Origin of the sequence: Sphingomonas sp. HMP9 (assembly GCF_013374115.1) — a bacterium.
In the GTDB taxonomy this organism is placed as follows: Bacteria; Pseudomonadota; Alphaproteobacteria; order Sphingomonadales; family Sphingomonadaceae; genus Sphingomonas.
In genome coordinates this window covers 3,733,225-3,752,504 of the sequence record NZ_AP022673.1, presented here as the reverse complement: position 1 = coordinate 3,752,504, position 19,280 = coordinate 3,733,225, and the positions used below count along the sequence as shown (strand labels likewise).

Below are 19,280 nucleotides of genomic sequence, written 5' to 3'. Positions count from 1 at the left end.
TGATTAGCGGACGCTAATCACGAGACGGCGAACGCCCGGCCGGCGCGGCCTAGCCGCGACCGACGGTGCCAGAGACGGGGACGGGATTTATTCCCGTCCCCGCGCTGGAATTGAAAAGGGCCGGGAGCGATCCCGGCCCTTTTTGCGTGTGCGACAATCCGACCGTTCGATAAAAATTGCCGTGACCCCCTGCCCCCGCTCCCGTCATCCTGACGAAAGTCAGGATCCAGAACCGCAAAGGCTAGCGTTCGTAACCCTGGGTCCTGACTTTCGTCAGTATGACGGGCGGTCCGGCATGGGTCGCGCGATCAATGGAGAGCGCCGTTCCAGACCTGTTCTCGAAAAAGCGCTCATCAAGCCCATTCCTGCCCGTCACCTCAGCCAACGCTGGCGTCTCCCTCGGGGCAGCCCCCGCGAGCCGCACGGGGAGATCCCAGCTTTCGCTGGGATGACGAATGGAGGAGAGCCGGCCATCTCTACGCCTGCACCGATTGACTCCTCCGCAAATTCCGCTAAGGCGCAGCTTCGTTCGGCGGGCTTGCGCGTCGAACTCCGTCCGAGACAGTGGGTGCACAGGGTTTGCCGGTGCTTAATCTCCCACCTAGACGGGGAATGAGATTTTGTCGGCTGCCCTGTGCGCCGCCCCTCTCCCATGCCCCATCGATGAGACACCCCGGAAGCGTGGGATGTCCGCGCCTCCGGTTAGTGACCGGATCGTCTGCCTTTGGGCAAACGGTCCAAAAACGTGGAGAATGGCATGGATCGTGATCAAAAGACCGCGGCCGTAGCCGAGCTGAACCGCACCTTCTCCGAGGTCGGCGTCGTCGTCGTGACGCGCAACCTCGGCCTGACCGTCGCACAGTCTACTGTGCTGCGGAACAAGATGCGCGACGCCGGCGCGACCTACAAGGTCTCGAAGAACAAGCTTGCCAAGATCGCAATGGACGGCACCGACTACAGCTCGCTGGGCGACATGCTCACGGGTCCGGTCGGTCTGGCCAGCTCCATCGATCCCGTCGCGGCCGCCAAGGTGGTCGTGGAATTCGCGAAGACGAACGACAAGTTCGAAATCGTGGGTGGGGCGATGGGCGCGACGACCCTCGACGTCGACGGTGTGAAGGCGCTCGCAACGCTGCCCTCGCTGGACGAACTGCGTGCCAAGATCGTTGGCCTCATCGTGGCACCTGCCACGAAGCTGGCAACGATCACGCAGGCTCCGGCAGCGCAGCTCGCGCGCGTGCTTTCCGCCTACGCGGAGAAGGAAGCCGCCTGATCTTGCAGGGCTTTCGTTACCTTTTTGAACTGATGGGGCACATGCCCCGAGATGGAGATTTATCATGGCAGACCTGAACGCACTCGTTGAGAGCCTGAGCGAACTGACCGTTCTCGAAGCAGCTGAGCTTTCGAAGCTGCTCGAAGAGAAGTGGGGCGTTTCGGCCGCAGCAGCGGTTGCAGCACCGGCAGCAGGCGGCGGCGCAGCTGCTCCTGCAGCAGAAGAGCAGACCGAATTCGACGTCATCCTGACCGGCGACGGTGGCAAGAAGATCAACGTCATCAAGGAAGTCCGCGCGATCACGTCGCTCGGCCTGACCGAAGCAAAGACGCTGGTCGAGTCGGCTCCCAAGGCCGTCAAGGAAGGCGTGTCGAAGGACGAGGCCGCCAAGATCAAGGCGCAGCTCGAAGCAGCCGGCGCTACGGTTGAGGTTAAGTAAGCCGCAGCTGGAGAGACGATTTGGCCTAGGCTAAATCGCACTCCAGCAAGGCCGGCCGGCGGCATTTATGCCGACCGACGAAGCAGGGGCTCTGCCCCTGCTGGCCGCAGCTAAGAAAAAGGGCGGCCCCAGCGATGGGGTCGCCCTTTTTCTTGCGCGGCTTAGGCGATCCGCGGTTCAAGCACGCCGTCGTCGGTGCCCTGCCCCGCCGTCTCCTGGAGATCGCGCGGATGGACGGTCCAGCCGTGCCACGTCAGCCCGGTCCTGGTGCCGACGAACATTGCCGACCCGACCAGCGCGGCCAGCAGCCCCACCCAGAGTGCGTCGAACAGCATCAGCAGCCCGACGATCGGCAGCGCCTGCCCCATGGCCATCTTGTGGTTCGCCATGTGCAGCGCCTGCGACGGTGCGAACGCGACTGCGGCCAGTACGAGCAACAGGATCGCGGCGGGCAGCAGCGACGTCATCGCGCGCCGCGGCGTGACTGTCCTGTCTTCCAGCAGCGCGCCGATGATATAGACCATGAATCCGCCCTGCAGCACCGCGGAGACGATCTGGGCAATGCCGCTGATCGCAGGCGACAGGCCTTGCCTGCCGAGCCAGCTGAATGGCGACGCGACCGCGAAGCCCACGGCCAATCCTGCCACAACCTTCATCAGCGTCTTCGGCGGCACCAGCAGTGTCCGGCGGACGGATCCGACCGACCAGAACCGTGCCGTCGCCAGAATGGCGAGTACGAAGCCCGCGACCTTCACATAGCCGAAGCCCCACCGCACCGGATCGTTCGCCAGCGCGCGAAACCGGTCGATGGACTCGAACATGCCGAGATGGATCTCGGCGACATGCTGGACCAATTCGGGCAACACGGCGATCGCCAGGATCGCGGGCGCCACCACCACCATGCGCCCGCCCAGCCGATAGGTCTCGAGCACCGCGCGGCCCACGCCGCGCACCCCACTGCCCGTCCTTGCCCAGATGCCGCGCGTGTCCATGTCCGTCATGCTTCTTCCCCCTCCGCTATGAAACTCAGTATCTCGCCCGGCTGGCAGTCGAGGACGGTGCACAGCGCCTCGAGCGTCGAGAAGCGGACCGCCTTGGCCTTGCCGGTCTTCAGGATCGAGAGGTTCGCCATCGTGATGTCGACGGCCTGCGACAGCTCGGTCAGTGTCATGCCGCGGCGCGCGAGCACCGCGTCGAGGGTAACGATGACGGGCATCAGACGGTCATCGCCAGATCGTCGCGCATCGCCGCGCCGAGCCGGAACACGCGGGCGAGCACGAAGATCATCACCACGCCGATCCAGCCGGTGAAGCCCGGAACCCAGGTCGCGTGATCGACGCCGAGCCGGTCGAGCACGAGCACGATCCCGCCCACGCACAGATCGAGAATCTGGATCGCGAAGAGCGCCCAGCCGATCCGCTGGAGCCGGTCGGCGTTGGCGACGACGAAGGGATCACCCGTCCGCACGGTCTCGACGATCGCGATCAGGCGGGTGAAAAGCTGGCGAACGGCGACCGCCCCGACGATCGAGAGAACGCCCAGCAGCCGGACGATCGCGACCGTCTCCGGCACGTGGCGGCCGTGATATTTCAGCGCGAGATGCGCGGCGATCGCATCGCCGAAGACGAACGACAGGACGATCGCGCCGGCGAAACCGATCGCGGACGTCCAGTTCAGCCAGTTCGCGAACCGCAGCAAGCCACTCGCGATACCCAGAAACCGATCCTGCATGACGCCCTCCGTTTATCGATAAACGATATGTATCGTTTATCGATAAACGTCAACGGCAATCCGGCTCGTCTGCGCCCGTTCAAGCGCCTCGATAGAAGGCTAGCGCTCGAAGATCGCCCCGTGCGGCCGGGCGGCGACGGACGTGACCATCTTGGCGGGGCCATCGAGCCAGAACGGTGCCAGCTTGGCGGAGTCGGTACGCTCGATACCCACGACCCAGGCGCGCGCGATCTGCGCCTCGTCGCCGGCGCTGCGGTAGACGATGTTGGTGGCGACGACGGGCACGAACATAGGGCGGTTGGCGGCGGTCATCGTCTGGATCAAGTCGCGGGCAACCGCGACGGTGGCGCGGATCGTTCGGGTCTCGCCAGGGGCGAGCACGAATGGCGGCGTCGCGGGACGTGCGATCGGGGCAGCGTTGAACTGGGCGAGATCGCTATCCTGACCTGCATGCGCGGTAAGGAGGGCGACGCCGATGCGGACCGCTTCGGCGGGCACAGCTCCTGTGTTGGCGACGACGAGCTCGCATTCGACGGTCGCGCTCAGGAGATTGAGCCCCGCGCGCAACGGACGAAGATCGCACGTTATCCGCGCCCGGAGCGGAGCAGCCGCCGGCGGTGGTGCCTTCGCGCGGGGCTCGAGGAAGCTCGGCGCGGCGACGGCAAGGGCGACGGGGGTTGCCGGGATCGCTGCGGGCGTCGGCGGCGCTGGGATGGGATCGGCCGCGGGACGCGCAACGGGCTCTGCTAGAACGGGCTCTGGAGACGGCTCGATAGGCTCCACAACGTCATCACGCTGGTCATTCCGACGACCGCGAGGTTTGCGCCGGAGCGCCCACAATGCGGCCAGAACGATGATGATGACGGCGAGCGACAGCCAGAGGGGCATCGCCCTGCCCGTCTCCGGTGCGGCGATGGTCGATTCCGTGGACGTAACGGACGTCGGCGCAGGCTGTGGAACGTCCTGCGGAGAAGGGGCGGCTTGCGGCGCGGTGTCAACGGCGGGAGTCTGGGACGGCGATGGAAGCCGTGCGGGCTCGGGTGCCGTCGTCGCTGCCGGAGCGGGTTCGCCAGTGGTCGCTGCACGCGCCGGTTCGACCGCAGTGCGGGTTTGCCGCGTCTGCGATCCTGTGTCCGTGATGGGACGCGTGGAGCCCGCCTTGGCCGGACTGGTCTTGTCCGCGGCTGTCTTATCCGCAGCCGCCTTGTCGACGTCCCGCGACGCCGTGGTACGTGGCCGGGACGTGCGACGGGGCGCTGGAGTCTCGCTGGGCAGGACGATCTTGGGCGCTTCGGGAATCGGGATCGTCGTCTGTGGATCGGGACGGGCAAGTCCTTCCAGCCCGCGGACCGGAGCGGCCTGCTCGGTCTGCGCCGCGGCCGGGCCGGCGGCAAACGTCAGCAAGGTCATGGAGGCAAGCAGGGCAGCAAGCGCCCCGCGATCGGTCGTCATCGTCGAAATTCCCTGCGCGTTCGTCGCGGCGTTGTCCGCCGGGAAGGCTGAACGCGGGCCAACGGCAACCCGCGATGCGACGAGCCGCGCCGGAGTAGCGGTGAAACGTGGGAGCAGGGAGCGCCTGCCCGCCACGATCCAACGACGCTGACGCGGAGCATGGTCGTGTCTGCTCTCCCCTCGACCGAGCTAGTCCGATGGAACGCCGTGACCATGACGGTATTTGCGGACGTGACGGTCTCGCTTACGACCAGTCGCGCGAGGGTCAACGGAGCAGCGCAGTCCGCTCGCGCCTTCCGCGCATGGGTAGATTAGCCTTCAGATTGCGCAGGTTGGCATGCGAGGTTGCTGTTCGGCCAGTGGGCGATCGTTCGGCCTCAGCCCCCTGGGCAGCGATCCATGTTACGATGTCGCCCTATTATCGACACCGATGTCGGTCATCGCAGGGACTTTCGACGATAAGAGCGCCCGTGATGATGCTTCGCCTTCTTCCGTTGTGCGCGCTGGCCGCGACGCTTTTGCCGACGCCCGCGTGCGCCGACCCGGCGCCGTTCGACCTTACCGGTCCGAGCCTGCGGATCTCGGTGACGCATGCGACGACGACGCTGCCGATCGCGCAGGTGCCGAGGCTTGCGACGGGGGACCGCGTGTCGATCGCGGCGGACTTGCCGACGGGCAAGAAGGACGATGGCGCGCGCTATCTGCTGGTCGCAGCGTTCCTCCGGGGTGCGACCGAGCCGCCATCGAAATCATGGTTCTTCAAAGCCGAGACGTGGAAGGCGAAGAAGAACGCGCTGGCGCTGACCGTGCCCGACGGCGCGCGGCAGTTGGTGGTGTTTCTGGTGCCCGAAAGCGGCGGGTTCGATGCCGTGGTGTCGGCGGTGCGCAAGCAGCCGGGCGCGTTCGTGCGCGCAGTGCAGGATCTGGATCAGGCGTCACTGGATCGCGCCCGGCTCGACGCCTTCCTCGACGGCATTCACGCGCTGGAGCGGACGCGGCCGGAACGGATCGAGGCGGTGTCGCCGTTGTTGTCGCGAAGTCTGGCGATCAAGCTGAAGGCGGAGTGTCTCGATCTGGCGGCGGACCTGCAAGCGTCGTGCCTCACACAAAGCCGCGATTCGCTCGTGTTGGCGGACGGACAGAGTTCGACGCTGGCGGATACGCTGGTGGGTGCGCCGACCGATCTGGCGCTGCAACTGAGCGCGACGCCGGAGGGCGGGCTCGGCTATTACAGTCCGTATATCGGCGTGGTGCGCGATCTGGCGAAGATCTTCGGCGCGTTCCAGTCGACGCAATTCCGGTATATTCCGGCGCTGGCACGGGCGCGTGACGATCGGCTGGCGCTGCTGCTGAACGCGGCGCCGTCGTTCGCGAGTCCGAAATCGGTGATGGTGGTCGCGATGCCGCTGATCGAGACCGGTACGCCGCAGACCCCGACGATGCGGCGGGCGGAAGCGGACCGGCTGGTCTGTGCCGCGCGGCCGGACCTGGTGCTGCCGGTCGAGGGGGCGCCGCTGATCTATGCGACCAAATTCGCGCACGACATGAGCTTGCGGGTGACCACACCGCAGGGGGGCGTCGTGGAACTGCCGGTGGAGGCTGATGCCGAGCGTGGCGGCTATGTGCTCGATCAGGTGGGGATGCGAACGGCCGGGCTTGGCAGCGTGACCGACGCGACGCTGCATGGGCGCTGGGGCTTCACGCCGTTCGACGGGCCGCGGTTTCGTCTCCAGGTGCCGCGGGGCGGTGGGTGGACGATGGTCGACACCGATCCCGAGAGCCTGGTCGTGGGCCGCGACAATGCGGTGACGCTGGCGGGGCCCACGCCGAGTTGCGTCGAGGCGGTGACGCTGGTCGGCGATGCAGGCCAGGTGCCGCTGGCGTGGACGACCACGGGGGATCGGATCGGGCTCACCCTGCCGCTGGCGAAGACCGCGCCGGGGAAGTTGTCGCTGCTAATCAAGCAATACGGGGTCGAGGCGCCAGACAGGATCGCGCTGACCGCGCTTGCCGAGGCGGGGCGGATCGACGGCCTTACCCTATATGCCGGCGATGGCGCGGGGACGCTGGCGGGTACACGGCTGGATCTGGTGGAGTCGATGAGCGTCGATGGGGTGGCGTTCAAGCCGGGCGAGGTCGTACGGGCCGACAAGGCGGATCGGCTGCCACTAGTCGCGGATACGGCGCCGGCGTTCGTGGCGGGTCAGACGAAGACGGCGCTCGTGACGTTGACGGACGGGCGGAAGCGGTCGGTAAAGTTCACCGTCGCGGCGGCGCGGCCCAAGGCCACGTTGATCGCGAAGAGCGTGGCGGTGCCCCCCTCCCCCGGGCTTGCAGTCGTGCTGGCGGGGGATACGGCGATCACGCAGGATGCTCGCCTGACGTTTTCCATGCGCGCCGAAGGTACGCGATTCTCCGCAGGCGACAGCGTCGAGATCGCGACGGCGGATGGCAAGATGGCGACGAGCGTGGCCTCGGGGCGCGGGCTGACCGTGCAGGACGATCGGATCGCGGTGGTGACGGTCGAGCCGGGCAAGGCGCTCGGCGTGTCGGCGCATGGACCGCTCAAGTGGCGGCTCGTGCAGGGCGGGGTCGCGGGGGACTGGGTACCGTTGACGACCTTGGTGCGCGTTCCGGATGTTACCGGGGTGACGTGCGCAGAGGCGTGTACGCTGGCGGGGACGGATCTGTTCCTAATCGAGTCGGTTGCAGCGAATGCGGGGTTTGCGGCGGCGGCCCGGGTGCCGGAGGGGTTTACCGGAGCCTCGTTTGCGGTGCCGAAGCCGGTCGGGAGGATGCTGTACCTGCGGTTGCGGGACGATCCGGGGGTTACGGCGACCGTGGCAGTGAAGAGCTAGAGGTCCCGTCCTTCGATCCTCCCCCGCCACGGGGGATTCGCGCTGAAAGTGACGGAGGGGGAGGACACGGAACATCGGTTGCGCTTGCCTCCCCCTCCGTCTGGCATCCGCCAGCCACCTCCCCCTGGCGGGGGAGGATTAGCGCAGCCTGCGTAATCTCACTTGCTCCCGACGCTTACGGGATCAGTCGGTCCGCACGGAGTTGTTCGAACAGATCGAAGAATGCGTCGTCGGTTGGCTGGTATTCCTTGAAGCCTAAGCGGCGGCTCTTGTTCATGTCCGTCACGACCTCGATCGGGCGGCCGAGATCGGCGTCGGTGTGCCAGGGGGAGGCGAGACGGGACAGGTCGGCTTCGGCGAGGCCCTCGCGGGCGGCGATTTCACGCCAGATTCCCGCATCATCGGCCATCTGTTCATCGAGCGTCAGGACCGTGCCGTCGAACGGGGCGGCCTCGATTCCGAACCACGCGGCGATGCGGCCCCACATCCAGCTCCAGCGAAAGACATCGCCATTGACCACGTTGAAGGCTTCGTTGCGCGCGTCGGGCGTTGTCGCCGCCCACAAAAGATGGTCCGCGAGGAGGCTGGCGCTGGTCATGTCGGTCAGGCCGCTCCACTGCGCCGCGGAGCCCGGAAAGCGGAACGGGCGACCGGTCTCGCGGCACACGGTCGCGTAGACCGCGAGCGTGGTGCCCATGTTCATCGCGTTGCCGACCGCCTTGCCGATGATCGTGTGCGGACGGTGGACGCTCCAGCCGAAGCCGTCGCGGGCCGCCGCCTCGAAGACGGCGTCTTCCTGCGCGTAGTAGAAATTCTCGACGTCCAGGCGGCCCTGCTCCTCGCGGAACGGGGTCTGCGGGAGAGTGCCCTTACCATAGGCTTCGAATGGTCCGAGATAATGCTTGAGGCCGGTGACGAGTGCGACATGGCGCATGCTGCCGGAGGGTGACAGAGCGCCCAGCAGATTGCGGACCATACCGCCGTTGACGCGGATGTTCTCCGCTTCGCTGTCCTGACGCGACCAAGTGGCGATGAAGACTGCGTCGGGCCTGATACCGGCGAGCGCCTTTGCAAGGCTGGCGGGGTCCTGCAGGTCCGCCGCGACGGGCTGGACGCCGTCCTGTTCGGTCGGCCGCCGCGCGAGACCGTGGACCGTCCAGCCCGCCTCGACCAATGCCGCCGCGGTCGCGCTGCCGACGATCCCGCTCGTTCCCGCTATCAGTGCCGTTCCGGCCATGTGCGCTTCCTTTCGTCCGTGATGATCTGCTTCCGTTCCGAACGCTCCGAATTTTGGAAGGGATCCACGGCACCCGTTTGCGGTGGCGGCGGGCGGGCACTTGTCGCTATGGGGCGCGGATGACCGCATCGGATCTCCAGAGCCTGTTCGTCACCAACCTCGTCCGGTACAATAGCGGCGACCGGCGGCGGTGGCGGCTGATCGTCGGCGACGTGAAGGTCTACAGCCTCGCCACGCACCCGCATTGCAACTGGGCGGTAACCCCGTCGGGCAGCGCAAGCGAGGTCGACGCGGTCGAGCGGCTGGCAGACCGGCTGCGCGAGGATCACCCCGTTATCACCGCCGGCTGACGGCGATTCCATTCCTGAGGAGCGACACATGGCGAAGCAATATTGGGCGCAGATCATCGAACTCGACGAGGAGATGACGCCCGCGACGATCCCCGGCGCGACCGATCACGAGGATGCCGCGGATTCGCTGGTGGCGGACTTCGTCGGCGCGATGGGCGGCGAGATCACCGAGGGCGCAGTGCGCGTCTGGGTGCAGGGCGGGGTCGAGAAGGTCTACGACTGGAAGGCCGAATTCACGATGCCCGACATGGACGAGATGGGCGATGAGGACGAGATGGGCGATGAGGACGAGATGGAGGTCGAGGGCGAGATCGAGCTGACCGAGCGGGTTTGAACGCTCATTGATCGTCCCGACCATCGCTGTTCCCCCGCGGAGGCGGGGGTCCAGGGTCACGAGCCCTGTCGTCTGAGACCCTGGGCTCCCGCCTTCGCGGGAGAATAGTGAGGGATGCGTTACGCCACCGTCTGTCCCGCCGGCGCGAGCTCGTGCCATTCGTGGTCGTCATGCGCCAACAGCGCATTCGCGGCGGCCGGGCCCAGCGTGCCGGCCGCGTACGGCTCGGGCATGCCCGCATCATGCGCCCAGAGGTCGAGGAACGGCTGCACTGCCGCCCAGCCCGCCTCGATCGCGTCGGCACGCTGGAACAGCGTCTGGTCGCCGACGAACAGGTCGTAGATCAGCGACTCATATCCGGTCAGGTGCCCGATATCGAACGCGTCGGCATAGCGGAAATCGAGTGCGATCGGTGCGGTCGCCACTTCCAGACCAGGGCGCTTGATGTTGATGTCCATGCTCAGCCCCTCGTCGGGCTGGATCTGGATGATCAGCCGGTTTGGGGGCAGCATGTCGGCAGCGGCGCCGGGGAACGAGGCGAACGGAACCGGCTTGAAGGTGATCGCGATCTCGGTGTCGCGGCAGGTCATCGCCTTGCCGGTGCGCAGATAGAACGGCACGCCCGCCCAACGCCATGTGTCGACCATCAGCTTGAGCGCGACATAGGTCTCGGTCCGGCTATCCGGCGCGACGTCGCGACTGGCCGCGTAGGCGGGAACGTCGACGCCCTTGACCTTGCCCGCGGTGTACGCACCGCGGACGCCGTTGCGCTTCGCCTTGCCCGGTGAATAGACGCGGACGGCTTTGAGGACCTTGCCCTTCTCGTTGCGGATCGCCTCGGCATCGAAGCTCGCGGGCGGCTCCATCGCGACCATCGCGAGCAACTGGAACAGGTGGTTGGGTACCATGTCGCGCAACGCGCCAGTCGCGTCGTAGAATTTCCCGCGCGTGCCGACATCGACCGTCTCGGCGGCCGTGATCTGGACGTGCGCGATGCAGTCCGCGTTCCAGACGCGCTCGATCATCATGTTCGCGAACCGCGCGGTCATGATGTTCTGCACGGTTTCCTTGCCGAGGAAATGGTCGATCCGGTAGACCTGCGCCTCACCGACCTTCGACAGGATGCGCGCGTTGAGGGCCTGCGCGGAGGCGAGGTCGTGGCCGAACGGCTTCTCGATCGCGATCCGGCGGAAGGCGTGCGGCGCTTCCCGCATCAGGCCGTGGTCGGCGAGCTTGTCGACGATGTCGCCAAAGAACTTTGCCGGTACCGCGAAGTAGAATGCGACGTTGCCGCTCACCCGCGCTTTAAGCTGATCGTAGACGTCGTCATGCGTGAAGTCGCCCTGGAGATAGCCGACGCGGTCCCTGAGCCGCGCCCAGGCATCGCCCTTCTCACCCGCCCCCTCGCCGCCTTTCGCATCGAAACTGCCGAGCGCCTCGCGCAGAGACTGGTCGTTCCCTTCATCGATGCCGACGCCGAGTACGTGGAAATCGTCACCGACCAGCCCCAGCCGGGTCATGTTGATCAGCGCCGGCATCAGCAGGCGGCGGGTCAGATCCCCGAATGCGCCGAAGATCACGAGCGTCGTCGGGGGGGCGGGCTTGACAGACTTGCTCACGAATTCGCCTCGGACATCGGTTCGACCCTTTCTACGGTGGTTCCCTCAAACAGCGTAGCGTGCACCGATGTTCCCGGCACGCCTTCAGGTCGCGGTGAGGATGTTGTCGCCGAACGCGCGCGCGTCGACCTCCGCCCAGTCGAGTTCCTCCTGAAGGCGGCGATAGACATCCTCGGCCACTTCGCCCTTGTCGCGCATTTCATGGAGCACGACGCGCTGGCAGGCGATCATCTCGAGGTGAAGCTCGTCGAATTCCGATTTCGCCTGCGGATCCTCGGCTTCGGCGGTGACCTTGCCTGCCGCGCCGTAGCGAAAGCGCAGCGCGTCCGCCGCCTCGCCTTCACGCGCCGGCAGCACCGCGAGCCCCGCGTCGAGCAGGCGTTTGCGCGCCGGCGCGATCTCGTCGGCAAGCCCGGTGTCCGCGCCGAGATCGAGGCGGCGGATCAGCGGGCCGAGCGTCAGCCCTTGCAACACGAGCGTGCCGATCACCACGCCGAACGCCGCCAGCACGATCAGGTCGCGTCCCGGCACCGACCGCGGCAGGGCGAACGCGGTCGCCAGCGTCAACAGGCCGCGCATGCCCGACCAGGACAGGATAATCGACGCATTCCACGGGGGCGGCTTGGGCAGCCATGACGGCGCGTAGCGGGCGGCGATCACGCCCTCGACGAACCGCACGAAGAAGACCCACGCAATTCGCGTGGCGAGTACCGTTGCAAGCACCGCGGCGGCAAACCCGATCGCAGGCCAACGCTCGGCGGCGGGCAGACCAACCAGCACGTCGCGCGATTGCAGCCCCATCAGCGCGAACGCGATGATGTTGAGCACGAGCACCGCCGCCGACCATACCGCAGCGCCTTGCAATCGATCGCGCGCAGGCTGACCGATCGGGCGGCGCTGCGACACGATCATCCCGAACGTAACGACCGAGAGCACCGGCGAGATGTGCAGCCGCTCAGCGAGCAGCCATATTCCGAACGTGACCGCGAAATCGGCGAGGCCCGCGCCCAGCGTGCCCGCGAACAGCGGGACGACGCGGAGGTAGAGCCAAGACGCAATGGCGCCGAACACAATCCCGCCGGGCACTGCGGCGGCCAGTGCGAGCGGTGTTACCGGCGTGTCGGAATGAGTCGCGAACGCGACCGCAAGTCCGAACAGCAACAGCGCCGTAGCGTCGTTGAGCAGGCTCTCGCCTTGGAGCAGTAAGAGCCCGCGACGCGGAATGCCGACCTCGCCGAGCACCGCTTCAGACGCGGCGGCGTCTGGCGGCGCCACGATCGCGCCAAGCGCGAACGCGGCGGCGAGCGGGAGTCCGCCGAGCGTCACGCCGACCAGTGCGACCGTCGCGGCGGTGACGAGCACGGCGAACACGGCGAGCGACAGCAGCGGGAACCAGTGGCGTCGAAGGGCGCGCGGACTGGTGTGATACGCGGCGTGGAGCAGCGCCGGGGCGATGAACAGCGCCAGCGCGAGATGCGGCTCGACCGTGATCTTGGGCGCAAACGGGAGGATCGCAAAACCAAGCCCCGCCGTCGCCAGCAAAGTTGGATACGGCACGTTCAGCTTGCGCGCGAGGACCAGCAGGACCAGCGCGGCGAGCAGGATCGCATCAAGGCTCTCGAATAATTCCACAGGCACGCAACGGGTGGGAGGAGTGGACGGGCCCACTGCATCGCGCAGGCCAAAAAAAACCACCCCATGCTGAGCATGGAGTGGCCTAGGTTCAGGGAGGAGGGACGCTACAAGCGTCCCGTACGGCGCCGCGAAAGGGGGGGACACGATGCCGTACAGGGTCTAAATGGGTGAGCGCCGTTTTGGTTCAACCCTTGTTGCACCGCACCGCAAATTTTTTCGCAGAGACGCGGCGATGATCGTCTCAACGACGGTTCAGCACCGGGGAGATGCGGGTCAGCACGGTATCGCGAAGCAGCAGATGATGGCGCATCGCGGCGGCGATATGCAGCAGCACCAGCGCCAGCATGACCCAGCCCAGCACGCCGTGCGCACTGTGACCGAGGTGCCCGGTCGCCTTCGACACCGGCAGATACGGAACATCGAAGAGGCCGAAAATGCTGACGCCACCCGGCTTGCCACCCGACACCATCAACCACCCGGTCAACGGCATGCCGAGCATCAGGACGTACAACGCCATATGCGAGCCATGCGCGAGCGCGCGCTCCCAGACGGCCGTCCGGGCGGGAAGCGGCGGCGGACGATGTGCCAGCCGCCACGCTATCCGGGCCACGGTGAGAGCCAGTATCGCGAGGCCGAGCGCCTGGTGTGCGCCCATCCAACTCCGCAACGCCGGCACCGAATCGTGCAACAGCCCGACCGCGAGGTTGAGGATCACCAGCAGCGCGATCGTCCAGTGAAACCAGATCGCTACCCTAGAATAGCGATCCGACGAGTAGCGATCCGGACGATCCTGCGCTGCCATGCTGATTTCCTCGCATCATAGTCAGACGTTGAACTGGTCAGACGTTGAACTGGGCGGGGGCCGGCATCTGCTGCTGCGGCGTCATGCCGAGCTGTGCCTGGCGCGCGAAGATGTCGCGCATCAGCGACAGCGAGAACAGGTGCGCGTACAGCAAAGGCAGCATGCCAGACTTGCTCATCTTGCGCAGCGCATCGCCGCGCAGGTCGATCAGCTTCTCTTCGTTGATCATCTGGAAGCCGCGATAGACGAAGGGCTGGTCGGCGCCGTCGGGCTGGATCGTGACTTCGCCGTCCATCAGCAGCTCGAGTTCGCGCAGTTCGTTCATGAAGTTCTGCGTGCGGGCACCGGCCTGCTCGAACGACTCGTTGAAGCCGAGGATGTTCTTGGTCAGTTCGGTCGGCTGGCCGTTCTCGAACAGCGCGTCGCCGTCCTCGAAATCGCCGATCGCCTGCGAGGTCGGATCGAAGCAAAGCGACAGCTCCTGCGCGTCGGGGTGCAGGCGTGCGAGCATGTATGGGTAGCGGCGGACGTACGCCGGAACGTAGAAGGTGTTCTCGGTCAGCTTGCCGTCTTCGCCGACGAACACGTTGACGCCCTCGTTCAGGCCCATCAGCGCGAGCGGGATCGCGTCGTCACCGACCGAGAAGACGATCGGCATGTGGCGCTGGACCAGCGGGAATTCGTCGACGGTGATTGGGATCGCGTGCTGGCCGACCAGGAACGGCGCGCTGTCCTGCGGGCGAACCTTGTAGTTTGCGTGCGTGTCGCTCGAAAGCGGCTCGAGGCCATTGTAGAAAAGCGGAAGCTGCGCGGTGCTGGCCATGTTACTCTCCGGATCGGTCGGTCGAAATGCCGGCGGCTCATGCCACCGATTGGGGCGAGGCTCTATGGTGCGGGGCGGGTTGGTGCAAGTGTCGTGCAGTATCGTCGGGGCAGGAAGCGACGTCGAACATTCTCGATCCTCCCCCGTCGGGGTGGGGGGTGTCGCCGAAGGTGACGGAGGGGGAGGTTCACCCTTACCTCCCCATCCGTCAGGCTGGCGCCTGCCACCTCCCCCTGGCGGGAGAGGATCGTTCAGACGAGCTTGCCTGGGTTGAGGATACCCAGAGGATCCATCGCGGCCTTGATCGCGCGCAGTGCGGTCATGCGCGCGGGGGACGACAGGCGCTCGAGTTCGTCGCGCTTCATCTGCCCGATACCGTGTTCGGCGGAGATCGAGCCCCCTGCCGCCGTCACCAGGTCGCCGACGAAGCGGGTCACGACCGGCGCGTCCTCGGCATACCAGTGCGCGGGATCGGTACCGGGCGCGGCGCGGACGTGGAAATGGACGTTGCCGTCGCCGAGATGGCCGAAGCCGCTCGCGTGCGTGCCGGGAAAGTGCGTGTCGCACGCCGCCGCCGCTTCGATCATGAAGCGCGGCATCGTCTCGACCGGGATCGAGATGTCGTGCTGCGTCGCCGGACCAAGCGCGCGTTCGGCGGCGGAGAGCGAATCGCGCAGCAGCCAGAACGCCGCCGACTGAGCTTCGCTGGTGGCGATCGTCGCGTCTTCGATCGCGCCGTCCTCCAACGCGGTTCCGAGCAGGCGTTCGAGGAGGGTGTTGGGAGATTCGCCGTCGGTCGTGGCGGACGTTGCCTCGATCAGGAGGTGCCAGGGGTGGCGGCCGGCGAGCGGGGCACGGGCGTTCGGGAGGTGCGCGACGGCGGCGTCGAGCGACTCGGCGGGGAGAATCTCGAAGCTTTCGATCGCGTCGGTCTTCGCCTGCATCGTGCGCAAAAGCCTGAGCGCGGTCTGAGGCGAGCCGATGCCAACCCACGCAGTCCCGCGCGCCGCGACCGCAGGGGCGAGGCGGAGCGTGGCGGCGGTGACGATCGCCAGCGTTCCCTCCGCGCCGATGAACAGCTGGTCGAGGTCGTAGCCGCGATTGTCCTTCTTGAGGGCGGACAGGCCGTCGTGGATGGTCCCGTCGGCGAGCACCGCTTCGACGCCCGCGACGAGGCCGCGCATCGTGCCGAACTTGAGGACCTGCGTCCCGCCCGCGTTGGTCGAGACGAGGCCGCCGATCGTCGCCGTTCCGCGTGCGCCGAGCGTCAACGGGAAGCGCCACCCCTGCGCTTGCGCGGCGCCGTCGACATCGGCGAGGATTACGCCGGCCTCGACGATCGCGAGCCCGGCCTCGGTGTCGAGCGCGCGAATCCGGTTGAGGCGGCGGAGCGACAGGATCAGCGCGCTGCCGTCGGCGGGGGCGGTCGCGCCGCCGACCATCGAGGTGTTGCCACCCTGCGCGACCAACGGCACGCAGTGCTCGGCTGCCGCCTTGACGATCAGGGCGACGTCCGCGGTCGAGGCGGGTGACAGCATTGCGGGCGCGGCGCCGTGGAAGCGGCCGCGCCAATCGTGCAGCCAGGGATCGATATCGACGGGGTCGGTGACGATCGCCTTGGCGTCGAGATGCGGCGCGAGCGCGGCCAACATCGCGGCTTGCGAAGGCGTCAGGGTTGCTGTCTGATTTTCGGGCACGCGCGAACCGCTAAACAAAATTCATCGCGCGTTCAACGATTGGCCTTAACGGTTACGTCAGCATGATCCAGCCAGCATGATCCATCCCGCGATTCCCGCCACCCTGCTTGCGCTCGCGGGGCCTTTTGTCGCGGCCATGCGCGATGTGCCGTCCCCCAGCGTCACGCTCGATGGTATGCAGATCGCGCAGGTCTCGATCCACGAACGCATCATCATCCGCGTGCCCCGGATGAGCCGAGCCCCGGTCCGCACCTACGCGCCGTCGACCGAGTGGAAGGAGCATAAGGGACCAAAATGCATCGCGGTCGACGAGATCGCCGGCGCCATGCTCACCAAGGACGGCGCGGTGGATCTGGTGATGGACGACACGACACGGTTGCGCGCGCGGCTCGATGGCGAATGCAAGCCGCTCGATTACTACTCGGGTTTCTATTTGCGGCCGGGCGCAGACGGGAAGATCTGCAAGGACCGCGATGCGATCCGGATGCGATCGGGTGCGCGCTGTGAGATAGAGGGGTTCAAGAGTTTGCGGGCGAAGAAGTAGCCGGATGCAGCCCGCCGCACGCGTGGCGGATGCAGTCTTCCCCCGCTCAGCCATCCTAGTGAAAGTCCGGATCCAGACTAATCGGCGTTACGCTGCTCGGTTTCAGATCCCGACTTCGGTCAGGACGCCGCGTTTTTAGCGTAAATTACGCCCCGACACCCCCACCCCAGTCTCAATTCACCGCGTTTCCTTGACATTTGTCGCCAAATCGGCGAGCGCCGGAACGCTTGAGGGCAGTGCATTTCACCCTCTATTTACCGGACATTTGCATGAGTTTTGCCGATCTCGGCCTCTCCGACGAACTGCTGAAAGCAGTCACCGACTCCGGCTATACCGAGCCGACCCCGATCCAGGCCGGTGCGATCCCGTCCGTGCTGATGATGCGCGACATCATCGGCATCGCCCAGACGGGCACCGGCAAGACGGCGTCGTTCGTGCTGCCGATGATCGACATCCTGGCGCATGGCCGCAGCCGCGCGCGGATGCCGCGCTCGCTGATCCTCGAGCCGACTCGCGAACTCGCCGCGCAGGTGGCGGAGAATTTCGAGAAATACGGGGTCAATTCGAACCTTTCGATGGCGTTGCTGATCGGCGGCGTGTCGATGGGCGACCAGCTCGCCGCGCTGGAGAAGGGCGTCGACGTCCTGATCGCGACGCCGGGCCGGCTGATGGACCTGTTCGGGCGCGGCAAGATCATGCTCAACGGCTGTTCGCTGCTGGTGATCGACGAGGCGGACCGGATGCTCGACATGGGCTTCATCCCCGACATCGAGGAAATCTGCACCAAGCTGCCCAAGCAGCGCCAGACGCTGCTGTTCTCGGCGACGATGCCGCCGCCGATCAAGAAGCTGGCGGACAAGTTCCTGACCAATCCCAAGATGATCGAGGTGTCGCGCCCGGCGTCGACCAACCTCAACATCAAGCAGTATCTGGTGCCGGTGCCGAGCCAGACTGCCAAGCGCGAGACGTTGCGCCGCATCCTCGCGCAGGACGAGGTGACCAACGCGATCATCTTCTGCAACCGCAAGACGACGGTGCGCGACCTGAACAAGGTGCTGAAACAGGCGGGCTACAAGTCGGGCGAGATCCATGGCGACATGGAGCAGCCGCAGCGGCTCGCCGAGCTCGAGCTGTTCAAGACGGGCGCGGTGACCATCCTCGTCGCGTCGGACGTCGCGGCACGCGGGCTCGACATCAAGGGCGTGTCGACGGTGTTCAACTATGATGCGCCGTGGCATCCCGACGATTATGTCCACCGGATCGGCCGCACGGGCCGCGCGGGTGCGAGCGGCACCGCGTACACGTTCGTCGCGCCCGACGATTCGGAAAACATCCAGAATATCGAGAAGCTGACCGGCCAGACGATCGAGCGGCTGAGCACGGGCGGCGAGTCCAAGACCGCGATCCCTGAGCCCGTCGTCGAGGACGACGCACAGGCGCCTCGTCGCGAGCGGTCGCGGCACCGTCGTGCACCGCGCGCGGATACGGTCGCGCCGGCGATCGTCGCCGAAGTGCTGGCCGCGGCGGCCGAGCCGGTTGCCGTCGAGCCCGTGCCGGAGGTGAAACGCTCGCGGTGGCAGCGTACGCCGATCGACGAGCCGGTCGCGGCGATCGTGCCGGCGCGTACCGCGGCGGCGCCCGCCGCGGTTCCGGTGGAGCCGGTTTGGGTCGCGCCTGCGCCTGCCGCTGCTCCCGCCCCCGCTCCGGTTGCAACGCAGCGCTTCGTGACGGTGCCCGCCGAGCCGGTACGCCCCAAGGCCGCGCCGCAGGACGCGCCGCGTGCCGAGCCTGTACGTGCGCCGCAGAGTGAAGCGAACCGTGGCGGTCGCGAGCCGGTCAATCCGGCGGCCGATAACGGCTGGAACGGGCCATTCCCGAGCTTCCTCAATGCCGTCATCGGAGGATATGAATGATGTCGATCAAGTGCCTTGCCACGCTCGCGCTGCTCGCGACCGCCGTTGCAGCGCCTGCTGCGCCACGCGGCGCGGTCTCGGCACCGCGGATCAGCGCGACGAGCTTCGACCGGCTGCCGACGCCGCTGCCGCTGCCCTATAACGAGAAGGCGAATGCCGATGCGCAGGTCGCGGCGGCGCGGGCGCGTGCGGTGAAATCGCACAGGCGGTTGCTGATCGATCTCGGCGGCAACTGGTGCCTCGATTGCCGGCTGCTTGCGGGGACGATCGACCTTCCCGAGATGAAGCGGTTCGTCGACAGCAAGTTCGTGGTCGTCACGGTCGATATCGGCCGGTTCGACAAGAACGGCCAGATCGCGGCTCGCTATGGCGTCAAGGGGCGGCTGAAGGGCGTTCCCGCGGTGCTGGTGGTCGATCCGCGCAGCAACCGGTTGCTGAACGCGGGGCATGAGACCGAGCTGGCGGATGCGCGCTCGATGGGACCACAGGCTTTGGCCGACTGGTTGGCGAAATGGGCGGCCTAATCGGGGTTTGCTGACGAGTGCGGAGCGGGCTTTGGGACGGCTCTGCACG

At 66.6% G+C, this 19,280-nt stretch carries 18 protein-coding genes; 8 read left to right on the top strand and 10 right to left on the bottom strand.

The window, feature by feature from the left end:
* The first annotated feature begins 757 nt into the window (after nucleotides 1–757).
* Both rplJ and rplL read left to right on the top strand, forming a co-directional pair.
* A complete protein-coding gene (gene rplJ / locus HMP09_RS16990) occupies nucleotides 758–1,273 on the top strand; it encodes a 50S ribosomal protein L10 (protein WP_055879768.1) in 516 nt (171 codons plus the stop codon).
* Nucleotides 1,274–1,337: 64 nt separating this feature from the next.
* Nucleotides 1,338–1,712 (top strand): 50S ribosomal protein L7/L12, encoded by a 375-nt coding sequence (gene rplL / locus HMP09_RS16985; protein ID WP_031392842.1) that lies wholly within the window; start codon nucleotides 1,338–1,340, stop codon nucleotides 1,710–1,712.
* Nucleotides 1,713–1,873: 161 nt separating this feature from the next.
* Here rplL and HMP09_RS16980 read toward each other — a convergent pair whose 3' ends face one another.
* From HMP09_RS16980 to HMP09_RS16965, 4 genes are all read right to left on the bottom strand, one after another.
* Complete coding sequence (locus HMP09_RS16980; RefSeq protein WP_176501321.1) at nucleotides 1,874–2,713, bottom strand: hypothetical protein; 840 nt, start codon at nucleotides 2,711–2,713, stop codon at nucleotides 1,874–1,876.
* Nucleotides 2,710–2,928 (bottom strand): helix-turn-helix domain-containing protein, encoded by a 219-nt coding sequence (locus HMP09_RS16975; protein ID WP_176501320.1) that lies wholly within the window; start codon nucleotides 2,926–2,928, stop codon nucleotides 2,710–2,712. Before HMP09_RS16975 ends, HMP09_RS16980 begins: the two co-directional genes overlap by 4 nt.
* On the bottom strand, nucleotides 2,928–3,443 hold the full coding sequence (locus HMP09_RS16970; RefSeq protein WP_176501319.1) for a DUF2975 domain-containing protein: 516 nt from the start codon (nucleotides 3,441–3,443) through the stop codon (nucleotides 2,928–2,930). The genes HMP09_RS16975 and HMP09_RS16970 overlap by 1 nt, the downstream gene beginning before the upstream one ends.
* Nucleotides 3,444–3,542: 99 nt before the next feature.
* Nucleotides 3,543–4,895 (bottom strand): hypothetical protein, encoded by a 1,353-nt coding sequence (locus HMP09_RS16965; protein WP_176501318.1) that lies wholly within the window; start codon nucleotides 4,893–4,895, stop codon nucleotides 3,543–3,545.
* Between the two features lie 473 nt (nucleotides 4,896–5,368).
* On the opposite strand from HMP09_RS16965, the gene HMP09_RS16960 reads away from it, so the two are divergent.
* Nucleotides 5,369–7,753 (top strand): hypothetical protein, encoded by a 2,385-nt coding sequence (locus HMP09_RS16960; RefSeq protein ID WP_197942444.1) that lies wholly within the window; start codon nucleotides 5,369–5,371, stop codon nucleotides 7,751–7,753.
* Between the two features lie 175 nt (nucleotides 7,754–7,928).
* On the opposite strand, the gene HMP09_RS16955 is transcribed toward HMP09_RS16960, so the two are convergent.
* The gene (locus HMP09_RS16955) at nucleotides 7,929–8,990 is read right to left on the bottom strand and encodes an SDR family oxidoreductase (protein ID WP_176501316.1); all 1,062 of its coding nucleotides are present in this window, start codon (nucleotides 8,988–8,990) and stop codon (nucleotides 7,929–7,931) included.
* Nucleotides 8,991–9,109: 119 nt separating this feature from the next.
* Between HMP09_RS16955 and HMP09_RS16950 the strand changes: the two genes are divergently transcribed.
* Both HMP09_RS16950 and HMP09_RS16945 read left to right on the top strand, forming a co-directional pair.
* Nucleotides 9,110–9,340: a hypothetical protein gene (locus tag HMP09_RS16950; protein WP_176501315.1), complete on the top strand. Its 231-nt coding sequence runs from the start codon at nucleotides 9,110–9,112 to the stop codon at nucleotides 9,338–9,340.
* 28 nt (nucleotides 9,341–9,368) lie between these two features.
* Nucleotides 9,369–9,674, top strand: coding sequence for a hypothetical protein (locus HMP09_RS16945; protein ID WP_176501314.1), 306 nt, complete (start codon nucleotides 9,369–9,371; stop codon nucleotides 9,672–9,674).
* Nucleotides 9,675–9,793: 119 nt separating this feature from the next.
* Here HMP09_RS16945 and zwf read toward each other — a convergent pair whose 3' ends face one another.
* The 5 genes from zwf to HMP09_RS16920 form a co-directional block, all read right to left on the bottom strand.
* Complete coding sequence (gene zwf / locus HMP09_RS16940) at nucleotides 9,794–11,293, bottom strand: glucose-6-phosphate dehydrogenase (protein ID WP_176501313.1); 1,500 nt, start codon at nucleotides 11,291–11,293, stop codon at nucleotides 9,794–9,796.
* Nucleotides 11,294–11,377: 84 nt separating this feature from the next.
* On the bottom strand, nucleotides 11,378–12,925 hold the full coding sequence (locus HMP09_RS16935; RefSeq protein ID WP_176501312.1) for a cation:proton antiporter: 1,548 nt from the start codon (nucleotides 12,923–12,925) through the stop codon (nucleotides 11,378–11,380).
* 244 nt (nucleotides 12,926–13,169) lie between these two features.
* Entirely contained in the window at nucleotides 13,170–13,730 is a 561-nt protein-coding gene (locus HMP09_RS16930) for a cytochrome b (protein WP_176501311.1), read from the bottom strand.
* Between the two features lie 37 nt (nucleotides 13,731–13,767).
* A complete protein-coding gene (locus tag HMP09_RS16925) occupies nucleotides 13,768–14,553 on the bottom strand; it encodes a SapC family protein (RefSeq protein ID WP_056047545.1) in 786 nt (261 codons plus the stop codon).
* Nucleotides 14,554–14,804: 251 nt separating this feature from the next.
* Entirely contained in the window at nucleotides 14,805–16,205 is a 1,401-nt protein-coding gene (locus HMP09_RS16920; protein WP_176501860.1) for an FAD-binding oxidoreductase, read from the bottom strand.
* Nucleotides 16,206–16,326: 121 nt separating this feature from the next.
* Between HMP09_RS16920 and HMP09_RS16915 the strand changes: the two genes are divergently transcribed.
* From HMP09_RS16915 to HMP09_RS16905, 3 genes are all read left to right on the top strand, one after another.
* Nucleotides 16,327–16,794: a hypothetical protein gene (locus HMP09_RS16915; RefSeq protein ID WP_176501310.1), complete on the top strand. Its 468-nt coding sequence runs from the start codon at nucleotides 16,327–16,329 to the stop codon at nucleotides 16,792–16,794.
* Between the two features lie 269 nt (nucleotides 16,795–17,063).
* Nucleotides 17,064–18,707: a DEAD/DEAH box helicase gene (locus tag HMP09_RS16910; protein WP_176501309.1), complete on the top strand. Its 1,644-nt coding sequence runs from the start codon at nucleotides 17,064–17,066 to the stop codon at nucleotides 18,705–18,707.
* Complete coding sequence (locus HMP09_RS16905) at nucleotides 18,707–19,231, top strand: thioredoxin family protein (protein WP_176501859.1); 525 nt, start codon at nucleotides 18,707–18,709, stop codon at nucleotides 19,229–19,231. The genes HMP09_RS16910 and HMP09_RS16905 overlap by 1 nt, the downstream gene beginning before the upstream one ends.
* Nucleotides 19,232–19,280: the final 49 nt, after the last annotated feature.

Bases quoted from the DNA above. Each gene is read 5' to 3' on its own strand.
- HMP09_RS16930 (WP_176501311.1), bottom strand. From the start codon at position 13,730: ATGGCAGCGCAGGATCGTCCGGATCGCTACTCGTCGGATCGCTATTCT.
- HMP09_RS16910 (WP_176501309.1), top strand. From the start codon at position 17,064: ATGAGTTTTGCCGATCTCGGCCTCTCCGACGAACTGCTGAAAGCAGTC.
- HMP09_RS16975 (WP_176501320.1), bottom strand. From the start codon at position 2,928: ATGCCCGTCATCGTTACCCTCGACGCGGTGCTCGCGCGCCGCGGCATG.
- HMP09_RS16980 (WP_176501321.1), bottom strand. From the start codon at position 2,713: ATGACGGACATGGACACGCGCGGCATCTGGGCAAGGACGGGCAGTGGG.
- HMP09_RS16965 (WP_176501318.1), bottom strand. From the start codon at position 4,895: ATGACGACCGATCGCGGGGCGCTTGCTGCCCTGCTTGCCTCCATGACC.
- HMP09_RS16920 (WP_176501860.1), bottom strand. From the start codon at position 16,205: ATGTTGGCCGCGCTCGCGCCGCATCTCGACGCCAAGGCGATCGTCACC.
- HMP09_RS16925 (WP_056047545.1), bottom strand. From the start codon at position 14,553: ATGGCCAGCACCGCGCAGCTTCCGCTTTTCTACAATGGCCTCGAGCCG.
- HMP09_RS16915 (WP_176501310.1), top strand. From the start codon at position 16,327: ATGATCCATCCCGCGATTCCCGCCACCCTGCTTGCGCTCGCGGGGCCT.
- HMP09_RS16960 (WP_197942444.1), top strand. From the start codon at position 5,369: ATGATGCTTCGCCTTCTTCCGTTGTGCGCGCTGGCCGCGACGCTTTTG.
- rplJ (WP_055879768.1), top strand. From the start codon at position 758: ATGGATCGTGATCAAAAGACCGCGGCCGTAGCCGAGCTGAACCGCACC.
- rplL (WP_031392842.1), top strand. From the start codon at position 1,338: ATGGCAGACCTGAACGCACTCGTTGAGAGCCTGAGCGAACTGACCGTT.
- HMP09_RS16905 (WP_176501859.1), top strand. From the start codon at position 18,707: ATGTCGATCAAGTGCCTTGCCACGCTCGCGCTGCTCGCGACCGCCGTT.
- HMP09_RS16955 (WP_176501316.1), bottom strand. From the start codon at position 8,990: ATGGCCGGAACGGCACTGATAGCGGGAACGAGCGGGATCGTCGGCAGC.
- HMP09_RS16945 (WP_176501314.1), top strand. From the start codon at position 9,369: ATGGCGAAGCAATATTGGGCGCAGATCATCGAACTCGACGAGGAGATG.
- HMP09_RS16950 (WP_176501315.1), top strand. From the start codon at position 9,110: ATGACCGCATCGGATCTCCAGAGCCTGTTCGTCACCAACCTCGTCCGG.
- HMP09_RS16970 (WP_176501319.1), bottom strand. From the start codon at position 3,443: ATGCAGGATCGGTTTCTGGGTATCGCGAGTGGCTTGCTGCGGTTCGCG.